This window comes from Megasphaera vaginalis (ex Srinivasan et al. 2021) (genome assembly GCF_000478965.1).
GTDB lineage: Bacteria > Bacillota > Negativicutes > Veillonellales > Megasphaeraceae > Megasphaera > Megasphaera vaginalis.
The window spans coordinates 55819-76877 of record NZ_AWXA01000008.1 but is presented as its reverse complement, the minus strand read 5'-3'; the positions used below and the strand labels follow the sequence as shown (position 1 = coordinate 76877).

The 21059-nt window shown below is 51.7% G+C and carries 19 protein-coding genes and 1 riboswitch; of the genes, 18 read left to right on the top strand and 1 reads right to left on the bottom strand.

Annotated elements, in window-relative coordinates; all coding sequences use genetic code 11:
* Position 1: 1 nt before the first annotated feature.
* From rimM to HMPREF1250_RS02240, 7 genes are all read left to right on the top strand, one after another.
* The gene (gene rimM / locus HMPREF1250_RS02270; protein ID WP_036242422.1) at positions 2 to 505 is read left to right on the top strand and encodes a ribosome maturation factor RimM; all 504 of its coding nucleotides are present in this window, start codon (positions 2 to 4) and stop codon (positions 503 to 505) included.
* Positions 502 to 1245: a tRNA (guanosine(37)-N1)-methyltransferase TrmD gene (trmD, locus tag HMPREF1250_RS02265; protein WP_023052983.1), complete on the top strand. Its 744-nt coding sequence runs from the start codon at positions 502 to 504 to the stop codon at positions 1243 to 1245. Before rimM ends, trmD begins: the two co-directional genes overlap by 4 nt.
* A complete protein-coding gene (locus tag HMPREF1250_RS02260; RefSeq protein WP_023053109.1) occupies positions 1242 to 1814 on the top strand; it encodes an RNA methyltransferase in 573 nt (190 codons plus the stop codon). Before trmD ends, HMPREF1250_RS02260 begins: the two co-directional genes overlap by 4 nt.
* A gap of 17 nt (positions 1815 to 1831) precedes the next feature.
* Positions 1832 to 2572, top strand: a complete 741-nt coding sequence (locus HMPREF1250_RS02255) for a YebC/PmpR family DNA-binding transcriptional regulator (protein ID WP_023052999.1) — start codon at positions 1832 to 1834, stop codon at positions 2570 to 2572.
* 726 nt (positions 2573 to 3298) lie between these two features.
* A complete protein-coding gene (gene mmdA, locus HMPREF1250_RS02250) occupies positions 3299 to 4828 on the top strand; it encodes a methylmalonyl-CoA decarboxylase subunit alpha (RefSeq protein WP_023053035.1) in 1530 nt (509 codons plus the stop codon).
* Positions 4829 to 4842: 14 nt separating this feature from the next.
* The gene (locus HMPREF1250_RS02245; RefSeq protein WP_023053045.1) at positions 4843 to 5307 is read left to right on the top strand and encodes a hypothetical protein; all 465 of its coding nucleotides are present in this window, start codon (positions 4843 to 4845) and stop codon (positions 5305 to 5307) included.
* 32 nt (positions 5308 to 5339) lie between these two features.
* Positions 5340 to 5747, top strand: a complete 408-nt coding sequence (locus HMPREF1250_RS02240; protein ID WP_023053036.1) for a biotin/lipoyl-containing protein — start codon at positions 5340 to 5342, stop codon at positions 5745 to 5747.
* A gap of 59 nt (positions 5748 to 5806) precedes the next feature.
* Here HMPREF1250_RS02240 and HMPREF1250_RS02235 read toward each other — a convergent pair whose 3' ends face one another.
* Positions 5807 to 7321 carry a dihydrolipoyl dehydrogenase family protein gene (locus tag HMPREF1250_RS02235; protein WP_036242372.1) on the bottom strand — a complete coding sequence of 505 codons (1515 nt, stop codon included), beginning with the start codon at positions 7319 to 7321 and terminating at the stop codon, positions 5807 to 5809.
* 280 nt (positions 7322 to 7601) lie between these two features.
* Between HMPREF1250_RS02235 and tig the strand changes: the two genes are divergently transcribed.
* The 11 genes from tig (at position 7602) to cbiD (ending at position 21055) form a co-directional block, all read left to right on the top strand.
* Complete coding sequence (gene tig / locus HMPREF1250_RS02230; protein WP_023053038.1) at positions 7602 to 8942, top strand: trigger factor; 1341 nt, start codon at positions 7602 to 7604, stop codon at positions 8940 to 8942.
* Between the two features lie 18 nt (positions 8943 to 8960).
* Positions 8961 to 9569 (top strand): ATP-dependent Clp endopeptidase proteolytic subunit ClpP, encoded by a 609-nt coding sequence (gene clpP, locus HMPREF1250_RS02225; protein WP_036242371.1) that lies wholly within the window; start codon positions 8961 to 8963, stop codon positions 9567 to 9569.
* A 23-nt stretch (positions 9570 to 9592) separates the two neighbouring features.
* Entirely contained in the window at positions 9593 to 10831 is a 1239-nt protein-coding gene (clpX, locus tag HMPREF1250_RS02220) for an ATP-dependent Clp protease ATP-binding subunit ClpX (protein ID WP_023052994.1), read from the top strand.
* Between the two features lie 76 nt (positions 10832 to 10907).
* A complete protein-coding gene (gene lon, locus HMPREF1250_RS02215; protein WP_023052976.1) occupies positions 10908 to 13223 on the top strand; it encodes an endopeptidase La in 2316 nt (771 codons plus the stop codon).
* A complete protein-coding gene (yihA, locus tag HMPREF1250_RS02210) occupies positions 13220 to 13873 on the top strand; it encodes a ribosome biogenesis GTP-binding protein YihA/YsxC (protein ID WP_023053023.1) in 654 nt (217 codons plus the stop codon). Before lon ends, yihA begins: the two co-directional genes overlap by 4 nt.
* 24 nt (positions 13874 to 13897) lie before the next feature.
* Positions 13898 to 14079: riboswitch (cobalamin riboswitch) on the top strand.
* 122 nt (positions 14080 to 14201) lie between these two features.
* Positions 14202 to 16088, top strand: a complete 1887-nt coding sequence (locus HMPREF1250_RS02205) for a TonB-dependent receptor plug domain-containing protein (RefSeq protein ID WP_023052948.1) — start codon at positions 14202 to 14204, stop codon at positions 16086 to 16088.
* A 13-nt stretch (positions 16089 to 16101) separates the two neighbouring features.
* Positions 16102 to 17064 (top strand): ABC transporter substrate-binding protein, encoded by a 963-nt coding sequence (locus HMPREF1250_RS02200; protein WP_023053008.1) that lies wholly within the window; start codon positions 16102 to 16104, stop codon positions 17062 to 17064.
* Positions 17061 to 18035 (top strand): FecCD family ABC transporter permease, encoded by a 975-nt coding sequence (locus HMPREF1250_RS02195; protein WP_023053070.1) that lies wholly within the window; start codon positions 17061 to 17063, stop codon positions 18033 to 18035. Before HMPREF1250_RS02200 ends, HMPREF1250_RS02195 begins: the two co-directional genes overlap by 4 nt.
* Positions 18032 to 18820 carry an ABC transporter ATP-binding protein gene (locus HMPREF1250_RS02190; RefSeq protein ID WP_023053030.1) on the top strand — a complete coding sequence of 263 codons (789 nt, stop codon included), beginning with the start codon at positions 18032 to 18034 and terminating at the stop codon, positions 18818 to 18820. Before HMPREF1250_RS02195 ends, HMPREF1250_RS02190 begins: the two co-directional genes overlap by 4 nt.
* 26 nt (positions 18821 to 18846) lie before the next feature.
* Positions 18847 to 19848, top strand: a complete 1002-nt coding sequence (locus HMPREF1250_RS02185) for a sirohydrochlorin cobaltochelatase (protein WP_023052943.1) — start codon at positions 18847 to 18849, stop codon at positions 19846 to 19848.
* Between the two features lie 73 nt (positions 19849 to 19921).
* On the top strand, positions 19922 to 21055 hold the full coding sequence (gene cbiD / locus HMPREF1250_RS02180) for a cobalt-precorrin-5B (C(1))-methyltransferase CbiD (protein WP_023052989.1): 1134 nt from the start codon (positions 19922 to 19924) through the stop codon (positions 21053 to 21055).
* The last annotated feature ends 4 nt before the right edge of the window (positions 21056 to 21059 follow it).

Here is a 21059-nt window from a genome sequence, read left to right as displayed (position 1 = left end):
GATGGCTGAAAAGGAATTTTTTACGATTGGTCAGATTGTTGCCCCGCACGGTGTGCGGGGTGATGTTCGTATTTATCCCGATACCGATTTTCCCGAACGTTTTTTGAAGATGAAGTCCGTCTACATTGACGGCCGGAGATACGATATCAGTCATGCCCGTTTTCATAAACATGTCGTGCTTATGAAGTTTGCCGGCGTTGACGATCGTAACGGCGCAGAAAGGTTGCTCCGCAAGGAATTGCAGGTTACACGCGAAGAACTGATGCCGTTAAAAAAGGGGCAGCACTATGTCTTTGAGATTATCGGCATGGCCGTCTATGATCTGGGCGGCACGCGACTGGGTACGGTTACGGATATCTTGAAAACAGGCAGCAACGATGTCTACGTCGTTACCGCCGCAGACGGCGAAGAGATTCTTTTGGCAGCAATCCCTGACGTCGTAAAAAACATCGATACTAAAGAAAAGAAAATGACAGTTGACCCACCGGAGTGGATAGACGAATGAGAATAGATATAATTTCTCTCTTTCCCGAGTTCATTGAAGCTTTTTATGAACACAGCATTATCGGCAGGGCCAGAGCGGCAGGACTTCTGGATCTGGATGTGACGAATCCCCGTCATTTTACGTTTGACCGGCATCATATGGTTGACGACACGCTTTACGGCGGCGGCTGCGGCATGTTGATGAAGGCGGCACCGCTTTATGCCGCCGTGGAAGTTGTGCGACGGCAGGTGCCGAAGCGCCATATCATTTTCATGGGGCCTGCGGGCAGACGCTTTGACCAGCAGACAGCCCGGGAATTTGCAGCTTACGATCAGCTGATCATTCTGTGCGGCCACTATGAGGGAATTGATTATCGCGCCGAAAAAGGACTCGTTGACGAAACCGTTTCTCTCGGCGATTTCATCCTGACTGGCGGGGAAATTCCTGCGATGGCCGTTGTCGATGCCGTTGCCCGCATGATTCCCGGCGTGCTCGGTGCTGCCGGCAGCGCCGCTGCCGATTCTTTCGCCGCATCGCTGTTGGAACAGCCGCAGTATACGAAACCCGCCGTTTTTCGTGAGATGGCGGTACCGGATGTGGTGCGCAGCGGCGATCATGCCAGAATAGAAAAATGGCGGCGCGAGCAGATGCTGGAAAGGACTCTTCGGGAACGTCCGGATCTCTTGGCGCAGGCCTGTCTGTCTGACAGCGACAGGCAATATCTGGAATTTCTGCAGCAAGGCGAGGGAAAGAAACGATGAAAGCACCGCTATACGTAGGGTTGGTACATTATCCCATATATGATAAGAACTTTCGTGTCGTTGCTACGGCCATAACGAATTATGATCTTCACGATCTTGCCCGTTCGTCCAGGACGTACGGTGTAAAGCAGTATTTCATTATTCACCATGTGGCGGGACAACTCGATATGGTTCACAAGATACTCGATTTTTGGCGCGGCCCTGTCGGTAAGAAATATAATTCTTATCGCACCGCAGCCTTCGATATCGTCTCCGTTCAGCCCGACGTGGCGGCAGCCGTCGCCGCCGTCACCGCAGCGGAAGGGCAGCGTCCTTACGTTGTTACGACAGATGCGCGCACGTATGCCAATACGATTTCGTATCGGGAATTGCGCTGGCGCCGTGAAAAAGAAGACAAACCGATTTTGCTGTTATTCGGTACCGGCTACGGCATGACGAAAGAAATGATGGAAAAATTTGATTTTATTCTGGAACCGATTTACGGTGCAGGCGATTACAATCACCTTTCAGTCCGCTCGGCAGCGGCGATCATCTTGGATCGGCTGGCCGGCGAAGAATGGTGGCAATAAAAAGGGAGGCAGAATTTATGTCCGGACATTCAAAGTGGGCAAATATCAAACGTAAGAAGGGCAAAAACGATGCGATTCGCGGTAAGATTACGACGAAGATCGGCCGTGAAATTACGATTGCCGTTCGCATGGGCGGCGCGGATCCTACGGGGAATATGCGCCTAAAGCTGGCGTTGCAAAAGGCGAAAGAAAACAATATTCCGAAGGAAAACATCAAGCGGGCCATTCAAAAAGGCGCCGGCGCTTCGGAAGGACAGAGCTACGAAGAAATTATTTATGAAGGGTATGGTCCCGCCGGTGTTGCCGTTACGGTCAATGTGTTGACAGACAACCGCAACCGCGCCGCCGCCGAAGTGCGCCATCTTTTTTCAAAGCATGGCGGCAACCTTGGCGAAACGGGTTGTGTCGCCTGGATGTTCAAAAACCAGGGTGTTTTCATCGTTGCCGGTGATCAGGCCGATGAAGACCGGTTGATGGAAATTGCGCTCGAAGCCGGCGCTGACGATGTGAAGGCTGAAGAAGATTCCTTTGAAATTCAGACCGCTCCCGAAGTTTTCGATGCCGTAGAAAAAGCGTTGGCTGATAATCATATTGAAACCGAACATGCCCAGATTACCATGGTTCCCGATAATACGATCGCCCTTGATGAAGAAGGGGGACGTAAATTGGAAAATCTGATAGATGCTCTCGAAGATCTTGATGATGTTCAGGACGTCTATCATAATGGGGAGATTCCTGACGATTGGGATGAAGAGTAGTAAAACAACGGTCTTAAGTCATTTCAAATCAATGACTGAGACCGTTTTTACGTATAACTGCCGCGACAATAAATAGCGTAAAAACGGGACTTGCTCAGTGTGTAATAAAAGAGAAAGATACCTATATTAATGCGAATTGTTGTTACCGGTTCTTTAGGAAACATGAGTTTGCCCTTAGTTAAACTACCGGTACGCACGATCGTGAGGTCGTCGTTATCAGTTCCAGGGAAAAACGAAAAGAACAGATCCTGGCATTCGGAGCCATACCGGCTGTTGGATCTTTGGATGATGAACGATTTTCAGGCAGGACCTTACAAGGCGCAGAAGCCCTTTATGCGATGATTCCTCCTGATCTGAAAGCGGAGAGTCAAACTGCTTATTATGGCGTATTGCTAAGCATCATATGAAGAGCATTAAACAGACAAGTATAAAAAATTGTCTTTTTAAGTGGTTGGGGAGCTGATAAAAAGAGGGTGCAGGTATCGTTGGGGACTCTCATTTTACATTAACAGATGCTCATTTACCCGTCAGTTGTCCGAACGTAAATACTGCCTATTGCATTTGACAATCAAGTATGATCCGTAACAAGAGCAAGGTAGTCGGGCCGGAGACTGTCGTTCTTCAACGGAGGCGGCCTTTTTCGATAGACAAAAATGTATTATAATAATAAAATACGATATGTGTGTATACTGTATGAACGTATGTAACCGATTATGGAGGTGCAAGATGGCTACGGTTCAAGAAAAAATAGAATTACTTCGCCGCAAATTGAAGACTGTTGAAATGGGCGGCGGCCAGGACAAGATCGACAAGCAGCATGAAAAGGGAAAGATGACGGCGCGGGAGCGGTTGCAGCGATTGTTTGATGTTGACAGCTTCACGGAAATCAGTCAGTTTATCCGTCATCGCTGTACAAACTTCGATATGCAGGAAAAAGAGCTTCCCGGCGACGGAGTCGTGACCGGATACGGTACCGTAGACGGCCGCTTGGTTTTTGCGTATGCCGAGGATTTTACTGTCGAAGGCGGTTCTTTAGGAGAAATGCACGCCCACAAAATTTGTCAGGTACAGGAAATGGCTTTGAAGATGGGGGCCCCCGTTATCGGTATCAACGATTCCGGCGGCGCTCGTATCCAAGAAGGCGTCGATGCTCTTTCCGGGTTCGGTCGTATTTTTATGAATAATACGGCTGCTTCCGGGGTTATACCGCAGATTTCCGTCATTATGGGACCTTGTGCCGGCGGCGCCGTGTACAGTCCGGCGTTGACGGATTTCATCTTTATGGTAAAAAATACGAGCAATATGTTCATCACAGGCCCTGCTGTTATCAAGTCGGTTACGGCCGAAGAGGTTACGGCGGAAACGCTCGGCGGCGCCATGACGCATCATACCGTTTCCGGTGTGGCGCATTTTGCCTGTGAAGATGAAGTTGATTGTATCGACAAGATCAAAGTGTTGTTGAGTTATTTGCCGAGCAATAATATGGAAGAAGTGCCGTTGGTCGAAACGAACGATGATCCGGCTCGTGAGGACGAGGCCCTGAACTCGATCATTCCCGACAATGACAATATGCCTTACGATATGCTTGAAATCATTCGTTCCTGTGTCGATGACGGTACCGTATATCAGGTTATGGAAGGGTATGCGCAGAATATCATTACCTGTTTCGCCCGTTTTGACGGGCAGACGGTAGGTATCATTGCCAATCAGCCGAAATTCCTGGCCGGTTGTCTCGATATCAATGCGTCTGCGAAAGCAGCTCGTTTTATCCGTTGCTGTGACAGCTTTAATATTCCGCTGGTTACGTTTGTCGACGTTCCCGGCTTTCTTCCGGGGACGACGCAGGAATTCGGCGGTATTATCCGTCACGGCGCAAAAATGCTGTATGCTTATTGTGAAGCGACGGTTCCGAAGGTTACGGTCGTTGTCCGTAAAGCCTACGGCGGCGCGTATATCGCCATGTGTTGCCGTCAGCTGGGCGCCGATATGGTCTATGCATGGCCGACGGCGGAAATCGCCGTCATGGGGCCTGACGGCGCGGCAAATATCATTTTTAAACGGGATCCGGAAAAGGATAAAAAGAAGCAGGAATATGTTGAAGAGTTTTCCACGCCGTACAAGGCTGCCGAGCACGGTTATGTCGATTGCGTCATTGAGCCGAAAGAAACGCGGCGACGCGTGATCGATGCTTTGGCAATGCTCTTCAGTAAACGGGAAGAACGACCGGCGAAAAAACACGGTAATATTCCGTTGTAAGAGGAGGAGAAGAAATGGCTGATATATCGATAGATACTGTCCTCATCATCCTGTTGATCGCAATGGCATTGGCTTTCGGCCATTATGCCCGTCGCATGTCGGAGCAAATCCGGACGTTGCAGCGGCGTGTCGTGCTTTTGGAAGCACAGGCGGCAAGGCTTCCGGCGGCGGACGAGGTGCCGTCGGCTGATGCGGCGGCGGTCGAATCGGCGGCGGAGGTTTCCCTTCCGGCAGCAAGTGACGCTGACCGTACCGGCCAGGCCGCTGTCCATCGCGATGAGGGCAGTACGGCTTTGTCGCCTCAGATCGCTTCGTGTCAGCATGACGAAGCGGCGCTTGAGCCGGAAATCATTGCGGCGATTATGGCCGCCGTTACAGCCTGCGGGTATTCGCCGGCAGCCGTTCGCGGCATCAGAAAGAAAACAACTATTGCCAACGAACATTGGGTTATGGCCGGGCGATTGGCCGGTGTCAGATAAATTCAATTCGAAACTACTCCAGGAGGATGGAAATGAAAAAATTTAAAGTTACCGTCAACGGTCAAGCGTATGAAGTCGAAGTAGAAGAAATGGGCGCGGCGCCGCGTGAAACGATTCAACCGGTTCAGCAGTCTTCGGTTCCGCCGGTTCGGCCGGCAGCTCCGGCTCCCGCTCCTCAGGTACAGCCTGCTGCGCCGCAGTTGCCGAAAGAAATGCCGGCAGGCGCCGTATTGATAAAAGCGCCGATGCCGGGCAAAATATCGGCGATCAGGACGGAGGCCGGCGGTACCGTTCAACGCGGCGACGTTCTCGTCGTCTTGGAAGCCATGAAGATGCAGAATGATATTACCGCCGTTGACGGCGGCACTGTTCATGAATTGCGCGTCCAAGTCGGTGACAGCGTGAAGACCGGTGATATTCTTGCCGTAATCAGTAAATGAGCAGAAAAGGGAAAAGACCGGACACACCGTGTCCGGTCTTTTTTTTGATGAAAAACAGGTTATTTTCCTTCGTAATAATAGCGAGTCCACATCGTTACTTCAGAAAGCGACGGATGCGGCGTTATCGTTTCGCCGACAGTTAAAACGGATTTCGGGTCCAACTCACGGGTCAAGCCCCGGGCGCGAAGCATTGCGGCAGTCGGAGACGCGATTTCTTCATGCACGACTGTTAACGTCTGATGGCCGCAGCTCAGGAGATTGATGAACGGCTGGATCAGGAGGGACGCCTCGTGTCCGATGATATGAACGCCCAGGATTTCAGACGTTTCCTTATTGATGACGAGTTTGACGAAGCCGTCGTCAGCTTCGTCCGGCGTATAGCCTAACGCATATCCTTTTGCCGAAGCGGAATAGTGGTTCATCGCCGTTGTCACCGGCAGCCCTGCTTTTTCGGCCTGGACCTCCGTGAGGCCGATGTGGGCCGCTTCAGGATAGGTGTAGGTAACGGCAGGGACGACGTCATAGCGGGCCCAGCGCCACGCTTCGGGCGGCGTGTCGGAGAAGATGTTGTGCGCTATTACCTCAGCTTCATGATTGGCTTTATGGCGAAACGGCGCGAGGCCGTTGATATCGCCAAGCGCCCAAATGCGGTCGGCCGACGTTTCGAGAAATTCATTGGTCAAAATATAGCCGCGTTTGTCAACGGCAATACCGGAAATGGCCGGCTGCAACAGATCAATGGTCGGCATGATGCCGGGGGCGATCAGTATTTCTTCCGCCGCGACCTCCCCTTCTTCACCGGTCGTGCGGTTGCGGAACGTGAGGACCTTCCGTTCTTTTTCTTTACGCACAGAGAGCGTGTTCTGATTCAGGCGGACAGTAATGCCATAATCCATAAATTGCTTCAACAAGTGCGCCGAGACGGCTTCGTCTTCCTTCGGTAAAAGGCGGACATTGTGCTGGATCAGCGTGACCTTGGTGCCGGCGGCATCGAAGACGTGGGCGAATTCACAGCCAATGGGACCGCCGCCGACAATAATCAGACTTTGGTACGGCTGCTGCGGATAGCCGCTGCCGAACAGCGATTCCGAGGTGATGTAACCGGCTTCTTCCAGTCCGGGCAGGTCGGGCACGTTCGTTTTGGCGCCGGTGCCGATTACCATCTTGTCGGCGGAAATGACCTCCTGACCGCCGTCATTCAGATCGATGCGCAGTGTCCTCATTCCCGTAAAAACGGCGGTGCCTTCATAGAGGTCGACGGCATCCATGGAGCCGTAATATTCTTTGACAAGACGACTTTCTCTGTCGATTTTCGTTCGGAGACGGGCGGTAACGGCAGCCCAATCGAAACGGACGTTATCTGTCATGACGCCCAGTCTGCGGGCTTCGCGTATTTCACGGATATAGTTGGCTGCCGTGACGAGAATCTTAGTCGGAATACAGCCGCGGTTCAGACAGGTGCCGCCAAAACGGCCCCGTTCAATAATTGCAATGGACAAGCCTTGGCGCAGAGCGGCGTCGGTAACGATATTGGCCGCACCTGTACCGATAACGATGAGATCATATTTTTTCATGGCGACACTCCTTTTTATACAGTTTTTGTATAGATTTAGTATAGCTTTTTCCGCCTGCCTTGGCAAGAGAAATAAACGGAAACGGAGAAAGGGAAAACACCGTTTGGTGTCTGTCTTTGTCTTTTGCGGAACGGGGCACATCACCTGAGCGCTCCTGTATGGCGCCGGTGCAGCTTGTTTTCTTGTCAATGTGTTTTTTTATGATATTATGTAGGGCGTAGTATAATGTTTTGCAGAGAATATATAGGGATTTTACATCCATAAGGAGGACATATTCAGCATGAATGTAACTGTAAACGAAGTAGACCAGCACGTAGTGACCCTGCACATTGAAGTGCCGGCAGCAGATGCTGCCAAAGGCGCCAAATCGGCATGCAGCAATTTAGCCAATCGCGTCAATATTCCCGGCTTCCGTAAAGGTAAGGCGCCGCGCAAGGTCTTGGAAAACTTCCTCGGCAAAGATGCCGTGAAAGACGAAATTTTTGAAGTTATCGCGTCCAAAGCGTATAGTGATGCACTTCGTGAGAAGGACTTGGTTCCCGTAACCGATCCCGATATCAAGGTCATCAGCGATGACAGCACCAAAGATGTCGTCTTTGAAGCTACATTCACGAAGAAACCGGCAGTCGAATTAGGCGAATATAAAGGTCTTGAAGCGGCTAAAGAACCGGTTGTCGTATCTGATGAAGACGTTGCCAGAGAATTGGCCAATCTCCAGAAACAGCATTCCAAGCTCGTCGTGGCTCCGGAAGGGACGGCGATAGCGAAAGATGATTTCGCCGTTATCGACTTCAAGGGTACCGTTGACGGTGAAGCCTTTGAAGGCGGCGAAGGCAAGGCATATCCGCTTCAGATCGGTTCCAACAGCTTTATCCCCGGTTTTGAAGAGCAGCTTATCGGCTGCAAGGCGGGAGAAAGTAAAGACGTCAAGGTCACCTTCCCCGATGATTATTTTGAACAGGACCTCGCCGGTAAAGACGCTGTTTTTGCCGTGATGATCCACGACGTAAAACGGAGCGAACTCCCCGTTATTAACGATGAATTTGCGAAAGAAGCCGGTAAATTTGAATCTGTCGATCAACTGAAAGACGATCTGCGCAAACGCCTTGAACGGCAGTTGACGTTCAAAAATCTGGAAGCCTTCAATTCGGAAGTGCTGAAAAAGGCTATTGACGGTGCTACCGTTGAGATTCCGGAAGCTATGATCGAAACCAAGATCAATCAGATGATCGAAGAATTCTCCTTGAAATTGGAAACACAGAAGATGAATCTCGACGATTATCTCAACTATACAAAACAGGATATGGAAGGCCTGCGCAATCAGTATAAAGATGCTGCAAAAGACAATGTCAGGATGGATTTGGTATTGGAAGCAATTGCCAAGAAGGAAAAAATCGAAGTCAATGACATAGATCTGCAGGCTGAGATCTTCACGATGGCACAGAATTTCGGTGCCGATCCGAAGGAAGTTTACAAAATTATTTTAAAAGAAAAACGCGTTCCCATGCTCGTTCAGTCTGTCGGTCGCAAGAAGGCTGCCAGCTTCATTTTGAGCAATGCCGTCGATACGAATGCGCCGAAAGAAGAAACGGAACAGAGCGAAGATAAACCGGAAGCGTAAAAGCAGAGGTGTCTGATGATGAAAATGCAGTACGTTCCCATTGTTGTCGAACAGTCGTCACAGGGCGAACGGAGTTATGATATTTACTCCCGCCTTTTGAAAGATCGCATTATCTTTCTCGGCGGTCCCATCGACGATACGGTGGCCAATGTCGTTATTGCACAGCTTCTTTTCCTGGAAGCTGACAATCCCGATAAGGATATCCATTTATATATTAACAGCCCCGGCGGTGTCGTTACTGCCGGTATGGCTATTTATGATACGATGCAGTACATCAAGCCCGATGTGTCGACGATCTGCGTCGGGTCTGCCGCCAGCATGGCTTCTGTCCTGCTGACGGCGGGAACGAAGGGAAAGCGTTTTGCGCTGCCTCATTCGCAGATCATGATTCATCAGCCTTTGGGCGGTGTACAGGGACAGGCAACGGAAATTGAAATCCACGCGCGGGAAATTCTCCGCATGCGCAAGGAATTGAACGGACTCTTGTCGCATCACACGGGCCAGCCCCTGGACGTGATCGAAAAAGACACGGAACGGGATAACTTCATGACCAGTGAAGATGCGAAAGCCTACGGCTTAGTCGATGAAATTCTCACCCGTCCTCGTGAAGCTGAAACTGACGATTAATCACTACAGGAGGACTTGCAGAATTGGCAAAAGAGAAAATAGATGAACCGCGCTGCAGTTTCTGCGGTCGGCCTCAGAGCGAAGTCAAACGTTTGATAGCCGGCCCCGGAATTTATATTTGCGATGAGTGCATCCATGTCGCGCAGCATATTTTGGAAGAAGAAGAGGCCGAAGAACAGGTCGAAGATTTCGAACTGAAAGAACTGCCGACGCCGCATGAAATAAAAGCAACGCTCGATGACTACGTCATCGGGCAGGAAGCGGCAAAAAAGACGCTGTCCGTTGCCGTTTATAATCATTACAAACGGCTCCAAAGCAATACCGTTTCCGATGACGACGTGGAATTGCAAAAATCGAATATCGTTATGGTCGGTCCTACGGGAAGCGGCAAAACACTGCTGGCACAAACCTTGGCCAGTCTTTTGGATGTTCCTTTCGCCATTGCCGATGCGACGAGCCTGACGGAAGCCGGCTACGTCGGTGAAGATGTCGAAAACTGTCTGCTGAAGCTGATCCAAGCGGCGGACTTTGACATTGCCAAAGCGGAACGGGGAATCATTTACATCGACGAAATCGATAAAATTTCCCGTAAATCGGAAAATCCGTCAATTACACGCGACGTTTCCGGCGAAGGCGTGCAGCAGGCTTTGCTGAAAATTCTTGAAGGCACTGTTGCCAGTGTTCCGCCTCAAGGAGGACGGAAGCATCCGAACCAGGAAATGATTCAAATTGATACGACTAATATCCTCTTTATCTGCGGCGGCGCCTTTGCCGGCATCGACAAGACGATTTTAAACAGAACATCTGATAAAAATTTGGGGTTCGGCGCCGATATTCATTCCAAAAATGATGATTCACTGGAAAAGGTGCTGCAAGATATTATTCCTACGGATTTGCAGAAGTTCGGCCTGATTCCGGAGCTTGTCGGCCGTCTTCCGGTCTTGGTTACGCTGGAGCCTTTGGACGAAGAGGCCATGGTGCATATTCTGACGGAGCCGAAAAATGCATTGGTAAAACAATATCAGAAGATGCTCGGCATGGATGATGTACAGCTGACCTTTACGGCGGAGGCGTTACAGGCTATTGCCAAAGAGGCCTTATGTCGTAATACGGGTGCTCGGGGCCTGCGCTCCATTATTGAACGAGTCATGCTCGACGTTATGTATGATGCGCCTTCGCGCAAAGATGTCAAGGAATGTATCGTTACAAAAGAAAGCGTAACAGAACACAAAAGTCCTCAGCTCGTGTTGAAGGATCAATGATAAACTCTGATAAGGCTCATTTTCTCACTGCAGGAAATGAGTTTTATTTTATATCGTATAAAAGAAGGTGAATGAAATGAATGGAGAAACAGTACTAGCCTTGCCGTTGGTTTCTTTGCGCGGCCTGGTTGTTTATCCGAAACTCCTCAGTCATGTCGATATCGGCCGTGATAAATCATTGGCAGCCGTAGAGTATGCCATGGAGCATGACCGGCTTTTGTTGATGGCGGCCCAACTCGACAGTGAAACGGAAAATCCCGGTTATGATGATATTTATCACGTCGGCACATTAGTCAAAATACAACAGATGCTGCGTCTTCCCGGCGGTATGGTACGCCTCCTGGTTGAGGGGATCAGTCGTGTGGCGATCAACGGTTTTTCCGAAAAGAAGAAATACCTGGAAGCTGCCGGTGAAGAATTGGAAGAATACAGTACGTCATCGTTGGAAGATGAAGCGATGGAACGCATTATGATGAAGCGTTTCGGAGAATGGGCTGAAAATACGAAGGAACGGGATGAGCTGGCGGAAAAAGTCAGATCTATCGAAGCGCCTGGAGAACGGGCCGATTTTATCGTATCGCAGCTGCCGGTACGGCTGCTCATCAAGCAGCAGATCTTGGAGACAGTTTCGCTTACGGAACGACTGCGCCGGACGGCGACGATTCTGGAAACGGAAATAGATATCTCCGAACTGGAAGGACGCCTTAACGCCGAAGTCAGAGGATCGATGGAAAAGCAGCAGAAGGAATACTATCTTCGTGAAAAGATCAAGGTCATTCATAAAGAATTGGGCGATAAAGTCGACAAGGATACGGAAGCTGAGGAATTGCGGGAAAAAATACGCAAAATGAAACTGGCGAAAGCCGTTGAAGAAGCGCTGCTGAAAGAAGTAGATCGGCTCGAATCAATGCCGCCCATGATGGCCGAGTCGGCGATTATCAAGACCTATCTCGATTGGGCTCTGGCGTTGCCGTGGAAGAAGGAGACGAAGGATCGTCTTGATCTGAAAGAAGCGCAGATCGTCTTGGACGAAGATCATTACGGGTTGGAAGAGGTTAAGGATCGCATTATCGAATACTTGGCCGTCAAACAACTGACAAAGAGCCTGAAAGGCCCCATTCTCTGTTTCGTCGGGCCGCCGGGGACGGGAAAAACCAGTATTGCCAAATCGATTGCCCGTTCCATGAATCGCCGGTATGTCCGGATTTCCCTTGGCGGCGTCCGTGACGAGGCTGAAATTCGCGGCCATCGCCGAACCTATATCGGCGCTTTGCCGGGACGGATCATTAACGGCATGAAGCAGGCGGGAACGAAGAATCCTGTCTTCCTTCTCGACGAAATCGACAAGATGACATCGGATCTGCGCGGCGATCCGTCAGCGGCTCTTTTGGAGGTTCTTGATCCGGAGCAGAACAATACTTTTAGCGATCATTTCATCGAAATTCCCTTTGATCTTTCCAAGGTTTTCTGGATCACGACGGCCAACAGTCTGTCGACGATTCCGCGTCCGTTGCTGGACCGCATGGAAGTTATCCAATTTTCCAGCTATACGGAGGATGAGAAATTGCAGATAGCCAAACGCTATCTGGTACCGAAGCAGCAAAAGGAGAACGGCGTTACCGCCGCTCAGGCGAAATTTTCCGATGCCGTTTTGCAGCGCCTTATTCGCGACTATACGCGGGAATCAGGTGTTCGTTTGCTGGAAAAGACGATAGGTTCCGTTTGTCGCAAAATAGGCAAATCGGTCTTGCTTGATGAAGAAAAGAAATTGACCGTTACCGTACGAAATCTGGAGAAATTGCTCGGCCCTGCCAAGTATACGGAAACGAAAATCGGCAGACGTGATGAAGTCGGCATCGTGACCGGTATGGCCTGGACGCAGGTAGGCGGTGAGATACTGGAAACGGAAGCCGTTGCAATCAAGGGGAAGGGGTCGTTGAAACTGACCGGTCAGCTCGGTGACGTCATGAAAGAATCGGCGGCGGCTGGCATGACGTATATTCGCCGTCGTGCCGGTGAACTCGGTTTGGATGAGGACTTTTACGCGAACACGGATATCCACATCCATCTGCCGGAAGGGGCGATTCCCAAGGACGGCCCTTCGGCGGGAATCACGATGGCGACGGCTATTGCGTCCGCGTTGACCGGAAAAGCGGTGCGCCATGATCTGGCGATGACCGGTGAGATTACGCTGCGCGGCACGGTGCTGCCTGTCGGCGGGATTAAGGAAAAGGTTATTGCCGCCCATCGGGCGGGGATTAAAAGGATCCTGCTGCCGGAAGAAAACAAGCGGGATATGATTCACGTGCCACAGTCCGTGAAAGATGACGTCGATTTCGTCTTTGTCCGGCACATGGATGAAGTTCTGCACGAAGCGTTGGTGCGATCATGAACGACAAACTTGATCTGGCGATCATCAATCCCCGGTATGTCGTTTCGGCAGTCCGCAAAGAGCAGTATCCCGTCGAGCAGTTGCCGGAAATCGCCTTTTTGGGCCGGTCCAATGTAGGCAAATCGAGTCTGATCAACGCTCTTTGTAATCAGCGCGGTCTGGCCAAGGTCAGCGGCGCTCCCGGCAAAACGCGGACCGTTAATTTTTTCAGTGCCGTCCTGCGCTGCAAAGAAGGCGAAGAATCATGGCGCTATCCTTTTTATCTCGTCGATTTGCCCGGCTACGGTTTTGCCAGGACAAGCGGTTCCGACAGGGAACGTTGGAGTCGGTTTATCGGCGAGTATATTCGGGAATCGAAAAAACTGAAGCTTCTCTGCCTGCTTGTCGACTTGCGCCATCCCGGTCTGCAGATTGACCGGGATGCCTATGAATGGTTGCATGCCGGCGGTGTTGTACTGCAGATCGTCGGGACGAAGGCGGATAAGCTGAATCAGTCGGACAGAAACAAAAACCTGTCGGCGCTGGAACGTCTTTTCCCGGCCGCCGCCAGACCGATCGCTTACTCGGCCTTGAAACAGCAGGGACGCAGTACGCTGCTGGGGCGGTTTTTGCAATACACGGCGGAAGACGGCGTCGTTGACAAAGAATAACGGACAGTGTATAGTAAAAAAACAAATACATACAGCAAATCAGGTGTCGCAAGACTCAATAGATAAGTCCGGTGTAAAACCGGCGCGGTCCCGCCGCTGTAAGGAAGAGCCGGCTGCATGGGTGCCACTGTACGACGTTCGTATGGGAAGGCGCAGTTAGGCGATGAATCCGAGCCAGAAGAACTGCCTGACGGATAATCACCGACAGACCTGCGAGCGATGGGAAGGAGATTGGATTTACGATGCAATATAAGTGTTGCCGTGAGGTTTTTTACTCACGGCTTTTTTTATGCTTTTTTCAAACAGCTGTTTTAGGAGGGGACCGTTTTTGAAAGTCTGTACATTGGTTGGAACGATGCTTTGTTGTACCTTCGGCATTTCTTTTTGTTCCGTTGCTGCTGACGAAGGTGACGATCATATTGTACATGTGTCGACGGCGCCGGTTCTGGTCAGGGCTTACGGAACCGGCGGCAGCGCCTACGGCGGCGCGAAGCTGCCGGAGGCCGCCAAGACCGTTGTGACGGAAAAGGAATTTGACGCCAATCAGTATCATACCGTTGCCGACATTTTGGAACAGGTAAATGGCGTTACCATGAATGAAATGGTACCGGGAACGTCAGGGTACATCCGTCTTCATGGCAGCGACCGCGTCGCCGTTCTGGTCGACGGGCAGAATATCGGTAATGCTCAGGGATCGCCGTACGGACGCGGTTCGGTGGATCTGGCAACCTTGCCGGGACCGGACATGATCGAGCGGATCGAAGTGGTAAAAAGCGGTTCATTGCGGTATGGCAGCGGCGCTGTCGGCGGGACGATTAACATCATCACGAAGAAAGGGAAAAAGAACCGCACAACTGTCGACGTGAACAGCGGCTCCTGGGGCATGCACCATTACGGTCTCGTCAATGAAGGCAGCGTCGGCAAGACGAGCTGGTATCTGACCGGAGCGCTTGATCATCGCAGCTACTATCGTTTTCCCGATGCGATAGGGGCAGGCAAGGGGAGAGGCGATTATTCCAGCGATTCTTTTACAGGCCGTATCGATCAGCAGTTGGGAAAAGGCGATTCCCTGACCGTTACGGTTCTCCATAAGACGTATGACGGCCACGCTGTATCTTTTTTCGGTAATGATACCGGCTTTGCCGTTAAGGAAGAAAAACCGCTGCAACGGCTGATGAATGATTACAGTGTGACCTACCGTTTTCATGAAAACAGTGATACACCGGGGTTTATACGCTATTTCAATGATTATATGAAAACCTTCTGGAGCGGTTCTTTCCATACGCGGACGCAGGGGGTGCAGGCAGAAACGGCCTGGATGAACGAGCATCATTATGTGACGGCAGGGTTGGAATGGACGGAAGACGCCGGAACGAATGAAAATGCCAATTATTATGATCGCAAGCGAACGAATCGGGCCGTTTATCTGGAAGACGACATGGTCTTCGGCAAGCTTTTCTTTACGCCGGGAATTCGTTTTGATGAAAACAGCACCTTCGGTTTCCACCAGACGCCTAAAGCTTCTCTCCAATACAGGCCGAACGATAATCTCAATATTTATGCTGACTGGAGCCGCGTTTATACGGCGCCCCGTCTAAATGACCTGTATTACTACTTGAAAACGGATAAAAAGACATCCCTTGGCAATGAAAACTTGTTGCCGGAAACAGGTTATTTGCAAACGGTCGGATTTGACTATGCCTATGATCGGAAATCACTCTTCCGTTTCAGCCTTTTTCACAGCCATTTGGATAATGCCATTCGTTGGGATCGTACGGATGCGTTTGCCATGGTTCGAAATCTGAACGAAGAAGATAAACGGGGACTGGAAATTACCTTGCAAAAAAAGATCAACGAAGACTGGGAATATGAATTGGGTTATTCCTTTATCAAGACAAAGATTGATAATAACGACGGCAAAGGAATGGTTATTGATCCGGCCAACAGCAGTCCGAACGGCTATCACGGCAGTCTCTCCTATCATCGTGACAAATGGCGCGCCGGGGTGACGTTGACGGCGGGAAGCGGTCGAGACGATACGTACTATGCGGCAGGTTCTTATTTGCGGTGGGACGGCCATGTCAGTTATGAAGCCGGCAAGAATAAGACCATTTATATGAATGTTCATAATATCGGCAATGCAGGGTATGATCTGTATCCGCATTATCCGGCGGCAGGGCGGTATTGGCTGGCAGGTGTAAAATATACGTTCTAGGAGGAAAAATAAGATGGGGCATTTAAAAAAAATCCTCTGTATTTCCGTCTGTCTGACCGTTCTTTTGTTTAGCGCCGGTTGCGGTCAGACGGGGCAATCGGCCGAAAAGGGGACCGGAAACGCGTACGCTGCAATTACCGATGATGCCGGACAGACCGTCGTGCTGCAGGAGAAACCGCAGCGTGTCGTCGTTCTGTCGGGATCGCTGCTCCATTTTGCGGCTGCCGTTGACGGCGACGTTGTCGGCAGGGTTTCTCTCAATTCCGATGATACGCTTATTCCGGAAAAGTATAAAGCGGCAGCCGAAGTCGGTCCCGTCTATCAGGTCAGCACGGAGAAGACGGTCGCTTTGCAGCCGGATCTGATCATTGCCGTTAAAGGCCAACATGACAAGATTGCCGGGGTATTCAGAGCCAACGGTATTCCCGTATTGCTTTTATCGACAAAAAGCTATGATGACGTAAAGCGGAATATGACCTGTATTGCCCGCATTTACGGTAAGGAGAAGGAAGGACAGGAACAGTTGGCGGCTATGGCGGCGAAGATCGACGCTATCTGCGGCAAGGTGGACGGCCACGGCAAAAAGGCGGCTATTCTGCATGCGACGGCCAAAAATGTTACTCTTGAGTTGCCTCGTACGATAGCCGGCAGTACGGCCGAGTTGCTGGGATTCGAGAATATTGCCGCCGCAGCCGCGCAAACGACCGATGGAGACCGTGTTCCCTATAGCATGGAGACGTTGGTTGAAGCGGATCCGGATGTGATTTTTATCACGACGATGGGAAAAGGAAATAATGTGGACGCAAGGCTGCAGCAGTATATCAACGATACGGACGCCTGGCAGAGTCTTTCTGCCGTACGAAAGGGCCGCGTATATGTATTGCCGGAGAACCTCTTCCTCATTAATCCCGGCTTGGATTATCCGCAAGCCCTGGCTTTTATGGCTCATGCCGTCTGGCCTGAGGTGGTTCTGTGAAGTTGCGGGCCGTTACGGTGCTTTTCGTCTTTTCCTGTTTGGCGGCGTCAGGTTTGTTGCTGTCGGTTACACAGGGAGCGGCGAAGATTCCCGCTGATCAGATTTTTTGGTCACTGCTGCACCATACGAACGGCACGGTCGATCAGATTATTTGGAATATTCGCCTGCCCCGGGCCATTACGGGCGCGCTGGTCGGTGTCGATCTGGCTTTGTCCGGGGCCATTTTACAGGCAATCATGCGCAATCCGCTGGCCGATCCGCATCTTATCGGTGTTTCTTCCGGTGCCGGCGCCGCCGGTATTGTCATTATCATTCTATATCCCGCCATGACGGCCTTATTGACTCCCGTCGCTTTTTGCGGCGCCATGACGGCGGCGGTTGTCGTCTATATCCTTGCTTGGCGTCACGGCATACAGCCGCTGCGTATGATTCTGGCAGGCGTTGCCGTATCGGCACTTTTAGGCGCCGTCATTGCCGGTATCCTCATCTTTTTCAGCGACCGCGTTCACGGCGCTTTGGTCTGGATGGTCGGCGGATTGGCTGCCGTCGGTTGGAACGATGTCCTGATCGTCACACCGTACACGGCCGCCGGTCTGGTGCTGGCTCTCCTGGGCGCCCGTTGTCTGAATGTCTTGCAATTGGGAGATGATATGGCCAAGGCCGTCGGCCTTTCCGTCGAATCCGTGCGGCTATATCTGACCGCCGTCGCCGCACTGCTGGCGGCAGCCGCCGTCAGTGTTGCCGGCCTTCTCGGCTTTGTCGGCCTTATTGTACCTCATATGGCCCGTCTCCTTATCGGCAATGACTATCGTCTGCTTTTGCCGGCAGCGGCCGTCTTGGGCGCTGCCGTCGTGATGCTCAGCGATACGGCGGCCCGCGTCATTGTCGCGCCCGTCGAACTGCCTGTCGGTATCATCATGGCTTGTCTGGGCGCACCGTTTTTTTTGTTTCTTCTGAGGCGTGAATTATGAACAAGGCGGCAGCTGTCAGAGCGGAAAATCTGACATATACGATTGCCGGTAAAAAAATTCTCGACAACATTTCGCTAACTATTGAAGACGGCTCTTTCACCGCCATTATCGGTCCCAACGGCTGCGGTAAGAGCACGCTTTTAAAAGCGTTGTATCGGAATCTTCGCTATACAGGCGGTTCCGTATTTCTTTACGGCAAGAATATCCATACGTATCGGCGCCGGGAGATCGGTCGCATGGTAGCCGTCCTGACGCAGTACCATCAAGCGCCGCAAGGCTGCACGACGCGTTCGCTGGTGCGTCTGGGACGCTTTGCGCGCACGTCGTTTCTGCGCAGTGCCGCCGCCGACGAGCGTGCCGTCGAGGCGGCTTTGCAACGAACCGGCGTGGCCGTCTTGGCCGACCGAATGGTGACAACCCTTTCGGGCGGAGAACAACAGCGCGCCTGGTTGGCGATGACGCTGGCGCAAGAACCGAGAATATTGCTCCTTGACGAGCCGACCACGTATCTGGATATCCGCCACCAGCTGGACGTAATGAAACTGCTGCGTTCATTGCATCGGCAATTGGGACTTACCGTCGTCGTCGTCCTTCATGATCTGAATCAGGCCATGGCCTTTGCCGAAAACGTCGTCGTCATGGCTGAAGGACAAATCCGGGCGGCCGGTACTGCTGCGGCCGTTCTGACGCAGGAACGATTGGAAACCGTTTTTGCAGTAACGCTGGAAGAATATCGTTCAAGAACGGGTCAAACGGCATTGCTGCCGTCATCCCGACAAAAATAACAAGTGTTTTTTAAGGAGTGATCAGTATGTTCAAAAAAAATATGAAAAGACTTTTCCTGCTTTCCCTGGCAATTACCTCGTTCGGCGCTTTTACGGGCGTGCCGGCTTATGCCGGATATTCGCTGAATACGGAAGTAAAGGACGCTACGCCGGCACTGAAGGAAGCTGCTGCGATCGGCGTGCGCACGTATACCAATGAAGCGATGAAGAATGCCGAAAACAAAGATGCCATTTTAGTCCTCAGTTTCGGTACGACGTATAAGGACAGCCGCGCCGCGAATATTGACCGGACTGTTGCCGCTATTCAGGCGGCTCATCCGGATACGAAGGTCGTTTTGGCCTTCACGTCACATATCATCGTCGATCGTATCAAATCCCATGAAGGACTGGCCATTCCGACGCCGGAACAGGCCCTGGAACAGCTGAAAGAGGACGGCTATACACGAATCGCCATTACGTCTCTCGATGTCATTCCCGGCATGGAATACGCATATGATACGGCTGTGTATAACCTGTACAAAGAGAATTTCAAAAAAATGACGATCGGCACGCCGATTCTTTATTGGATGGGGCAGGAAGGACAGCGCGATGATTTGCAGGAGTTCGTCGGCGCCTTTTCCACGCAGTTCCCGAAATTGAAAGATGATGAAGCGTTGCTGCTCATGGCACACGGCACCCCTCATCCCGGCAACGCCTATTATTCGGTTGTGCAGGATCGCCTCAATGATGCCGCGCTGGGTAATGTCTTCATTTATTCTGTCGAAGGCTGGCCTCATTTGGATACGGTCATTCCGAAGCTCAAGGCCAAAGGTGTCAAGCATGTGGTCCTGATGCCGATGATGATGGTAGCAGGCGATCATGCCAATAATGATATGGCCGGCGCCGAAAGCGATTCGCACAAGAGCGTTTTGGAAAAAGAAGGCTTTACCGTTTCCACGTACATTCACGGTTTAGGTGAAAATGAAGCTGTCCGCAAGATGTTCGTCGAACGGGCCAACGAAGCCTGGCAGGCACTGGAAAAAGACTGATCCGTCCTGTATAATGACAGTACGGGCTGACGAAGAACGTGTCTGCCGAAAATTAACAGAAAGCTGATTGGATATGGTACTGGATTCGTACGCAATAAAACGAGGAAAACGGTTACGGCGCGGTTATACGACGGGGACCTGTGCGGCTGCGGCGGCGCAGGCTGCTGTCGAAATGCTGCTTACCGGCGCCGCAGTTCACGCCGTGAGCCTCACGACGCCGGACGGCACGCGCCTGATCCTGGAACCGGAAGCGATACGAACAGAACCGGATTCGGTCAGCTGTGCCGTCCGTAAAGACGCCGGTGATGATCCGGATATTACGGACGGCCTTCTTATTTTCGCTTCCGTCAAAAAAACACCGTCAGGTATTACGATTTGCGGCGGCGAAGGGGTCGGCGTCGTGACAAAGGCAGGACTGGCCTGTGCTGTCGGCGAAGCGGCCATCAATCCCGTGCCGCGCCGCATGATCCGCGAAGGCGCGGCGCAGATCGCCGCCCGCTGCGGTTACGGCGGCGGTCTGCAGATCACGATCGCTATTCCCGGCGGTGCGGCAGTTGCCAAAAAGACCTTTAATCCCCGTTTGGGAATTGAAGGCGGTCTTTCTATCCTCGGCACGACAGGTATTGTCGATCCCATGAGTGAAAAGGCTCTGGTCGACACGATCCGAACGGAAATGAATGCGCGCCGTGCCGCCGGAGAACGCCATTGCCTGGCTTTTTTCGGTAATTACGGCGTCGATTTCAGCCGCCATGAGCTCGGTCTCGACGTGACGGGGCGCATTACATGCAGTAATTATGTCGGCGAACTTCTTGATTATGCCGTTTATTGCGGCTTTGCCGATGTTCTGCTTATCGGCCATTTGGGGAAGGTGATCAAATTGGCACAAGGGATCATGAATACCCACTCCCGCTACGGCGACGGCAGAATGACCTTCCTGGCGTTGGCCGCCGTCTTTGCCGGCGCCGATGCGCAAACGGCGCGGGAGATTTACGCGGCGCTGACGACGGACGAGGCGGTCCGCATCTTGCGCGTTCACGGCCTTTTGCCGGCCGTTATGGCGCAGGCCATGGAAAAGATAGAACAGTATCTGTCTGCCCGCGTACAGGGAGAAATCCCCGTCGCTGCCATCGCCTTTTCCAATGAATACGGCGTTCTCGGCAAGACGGTGGGAGCGGACGCGTTGCTGGCCTGTCACCGAAGGAGGTAAGAGA

Coding starts and splice junctions, on each gene's coding strand:
- HMPREF1250_RS02245 (WP_023053045.1), top strand. CDS start 4,843: ATGGCTGATATATCGATAGATACTGTCCTCATCATCCTGTTGATCGCA.
- lon (WP_023052976.1), top strand. CDS start 10,908: ATGAATGGAGAAACAGTACTAGCCTTGCCGTTGGTTTCTTTGCGCGGC.
- clpP (WP_036242371.1), top strand. CDS start 8,961: ATGAAAATGCAGTACGTTCCCATTGTTGTCGAACAGTCGTCACAGGGC.
- HMPREF1250_RS02260 (WP_023053109.1), top strand. CDS start 1,242: ATGAAAGCACCGCTATACGTAGGGTTGGTACATTATCCCATATATGAT.
- mmdA (WP_023053035.1), top strand. CDS start 3,299: ATGGCTACGGTTCAAGAAAAAATAGAATTACTTCGCCGCAAATTGAAG.
- trmD (WP_023052983.1), top strand. CDS start 502: ATGAGAATAGATATAATTTCTCTCTTTCCCGAGTTCATTGAAGCTTTT.
- rimM (WP_036242422.1), top strand. CDS start 2: ATGGCTGAAAAGGAATTTTTTACGATTGGTCAGATTGTTGCCCCGCAC.
- HMPREF1250_RS02190 (WP_023053030.1), top strand. CDS start 18,032: ATGAACAAGGCGGCAGCTGTCAGAGCGGAAAATCTGACATATACGATT.
- HMPREF1250_RS02200 (WP_023053008.1), top strand. CDS start 16,102: ATGGGGCATTTAAAAAAAATCCTCTGTATTTCCGTCTGTCTGACCGTT.
- HMPREF1250_RS02185 (WP_023052943.1), top strand. CDS start 18,847: ATGTTCAAAAAAAATATGAAAAGACTTTTCCTGCTTTCCCTGGCAATT.
- HMPREF1250_RS02255 (WP_023052999.1), top strand. CDS start 1,832: ATGTCCGGACATTCAAAGTGGGCAAATATCAAACGTAAGAAGGGCAAA.
- HMPREF1250_RS02240 (WP_023053036.1), top strand. CDS start 5,340: ATGAAAAAATTTAAAGTTACCGTCAACGGTCAAGCGTATGAAGTCGAA.
- cbiD (WP_023052989.1), top strand. CDS start 19,922: ATGGTACTGGATTCGTACGCAATAAAACGAGGAAAACGGTTACGGCGC.
- HMPREF1250_RS02235 (WP_036242372.1), bottom strand. CDS start 7,321: ATGAAAAAATATGATCTCATCGTTATCGGTACAGGTGCGGCCAATATC.
- tig (WP_023053038.1), top strand. CDS start 7,602: ATGAATGTAACTGTAAACGAAGTAGACCAGCACGTAGTGACCCTGCAC.
- yihA (WP_023053023.1), top strand. CDS start 13,220: ATGAACGACAAACTTGATCTGGCGATCATCAATCCCCGGTATGTCGTT.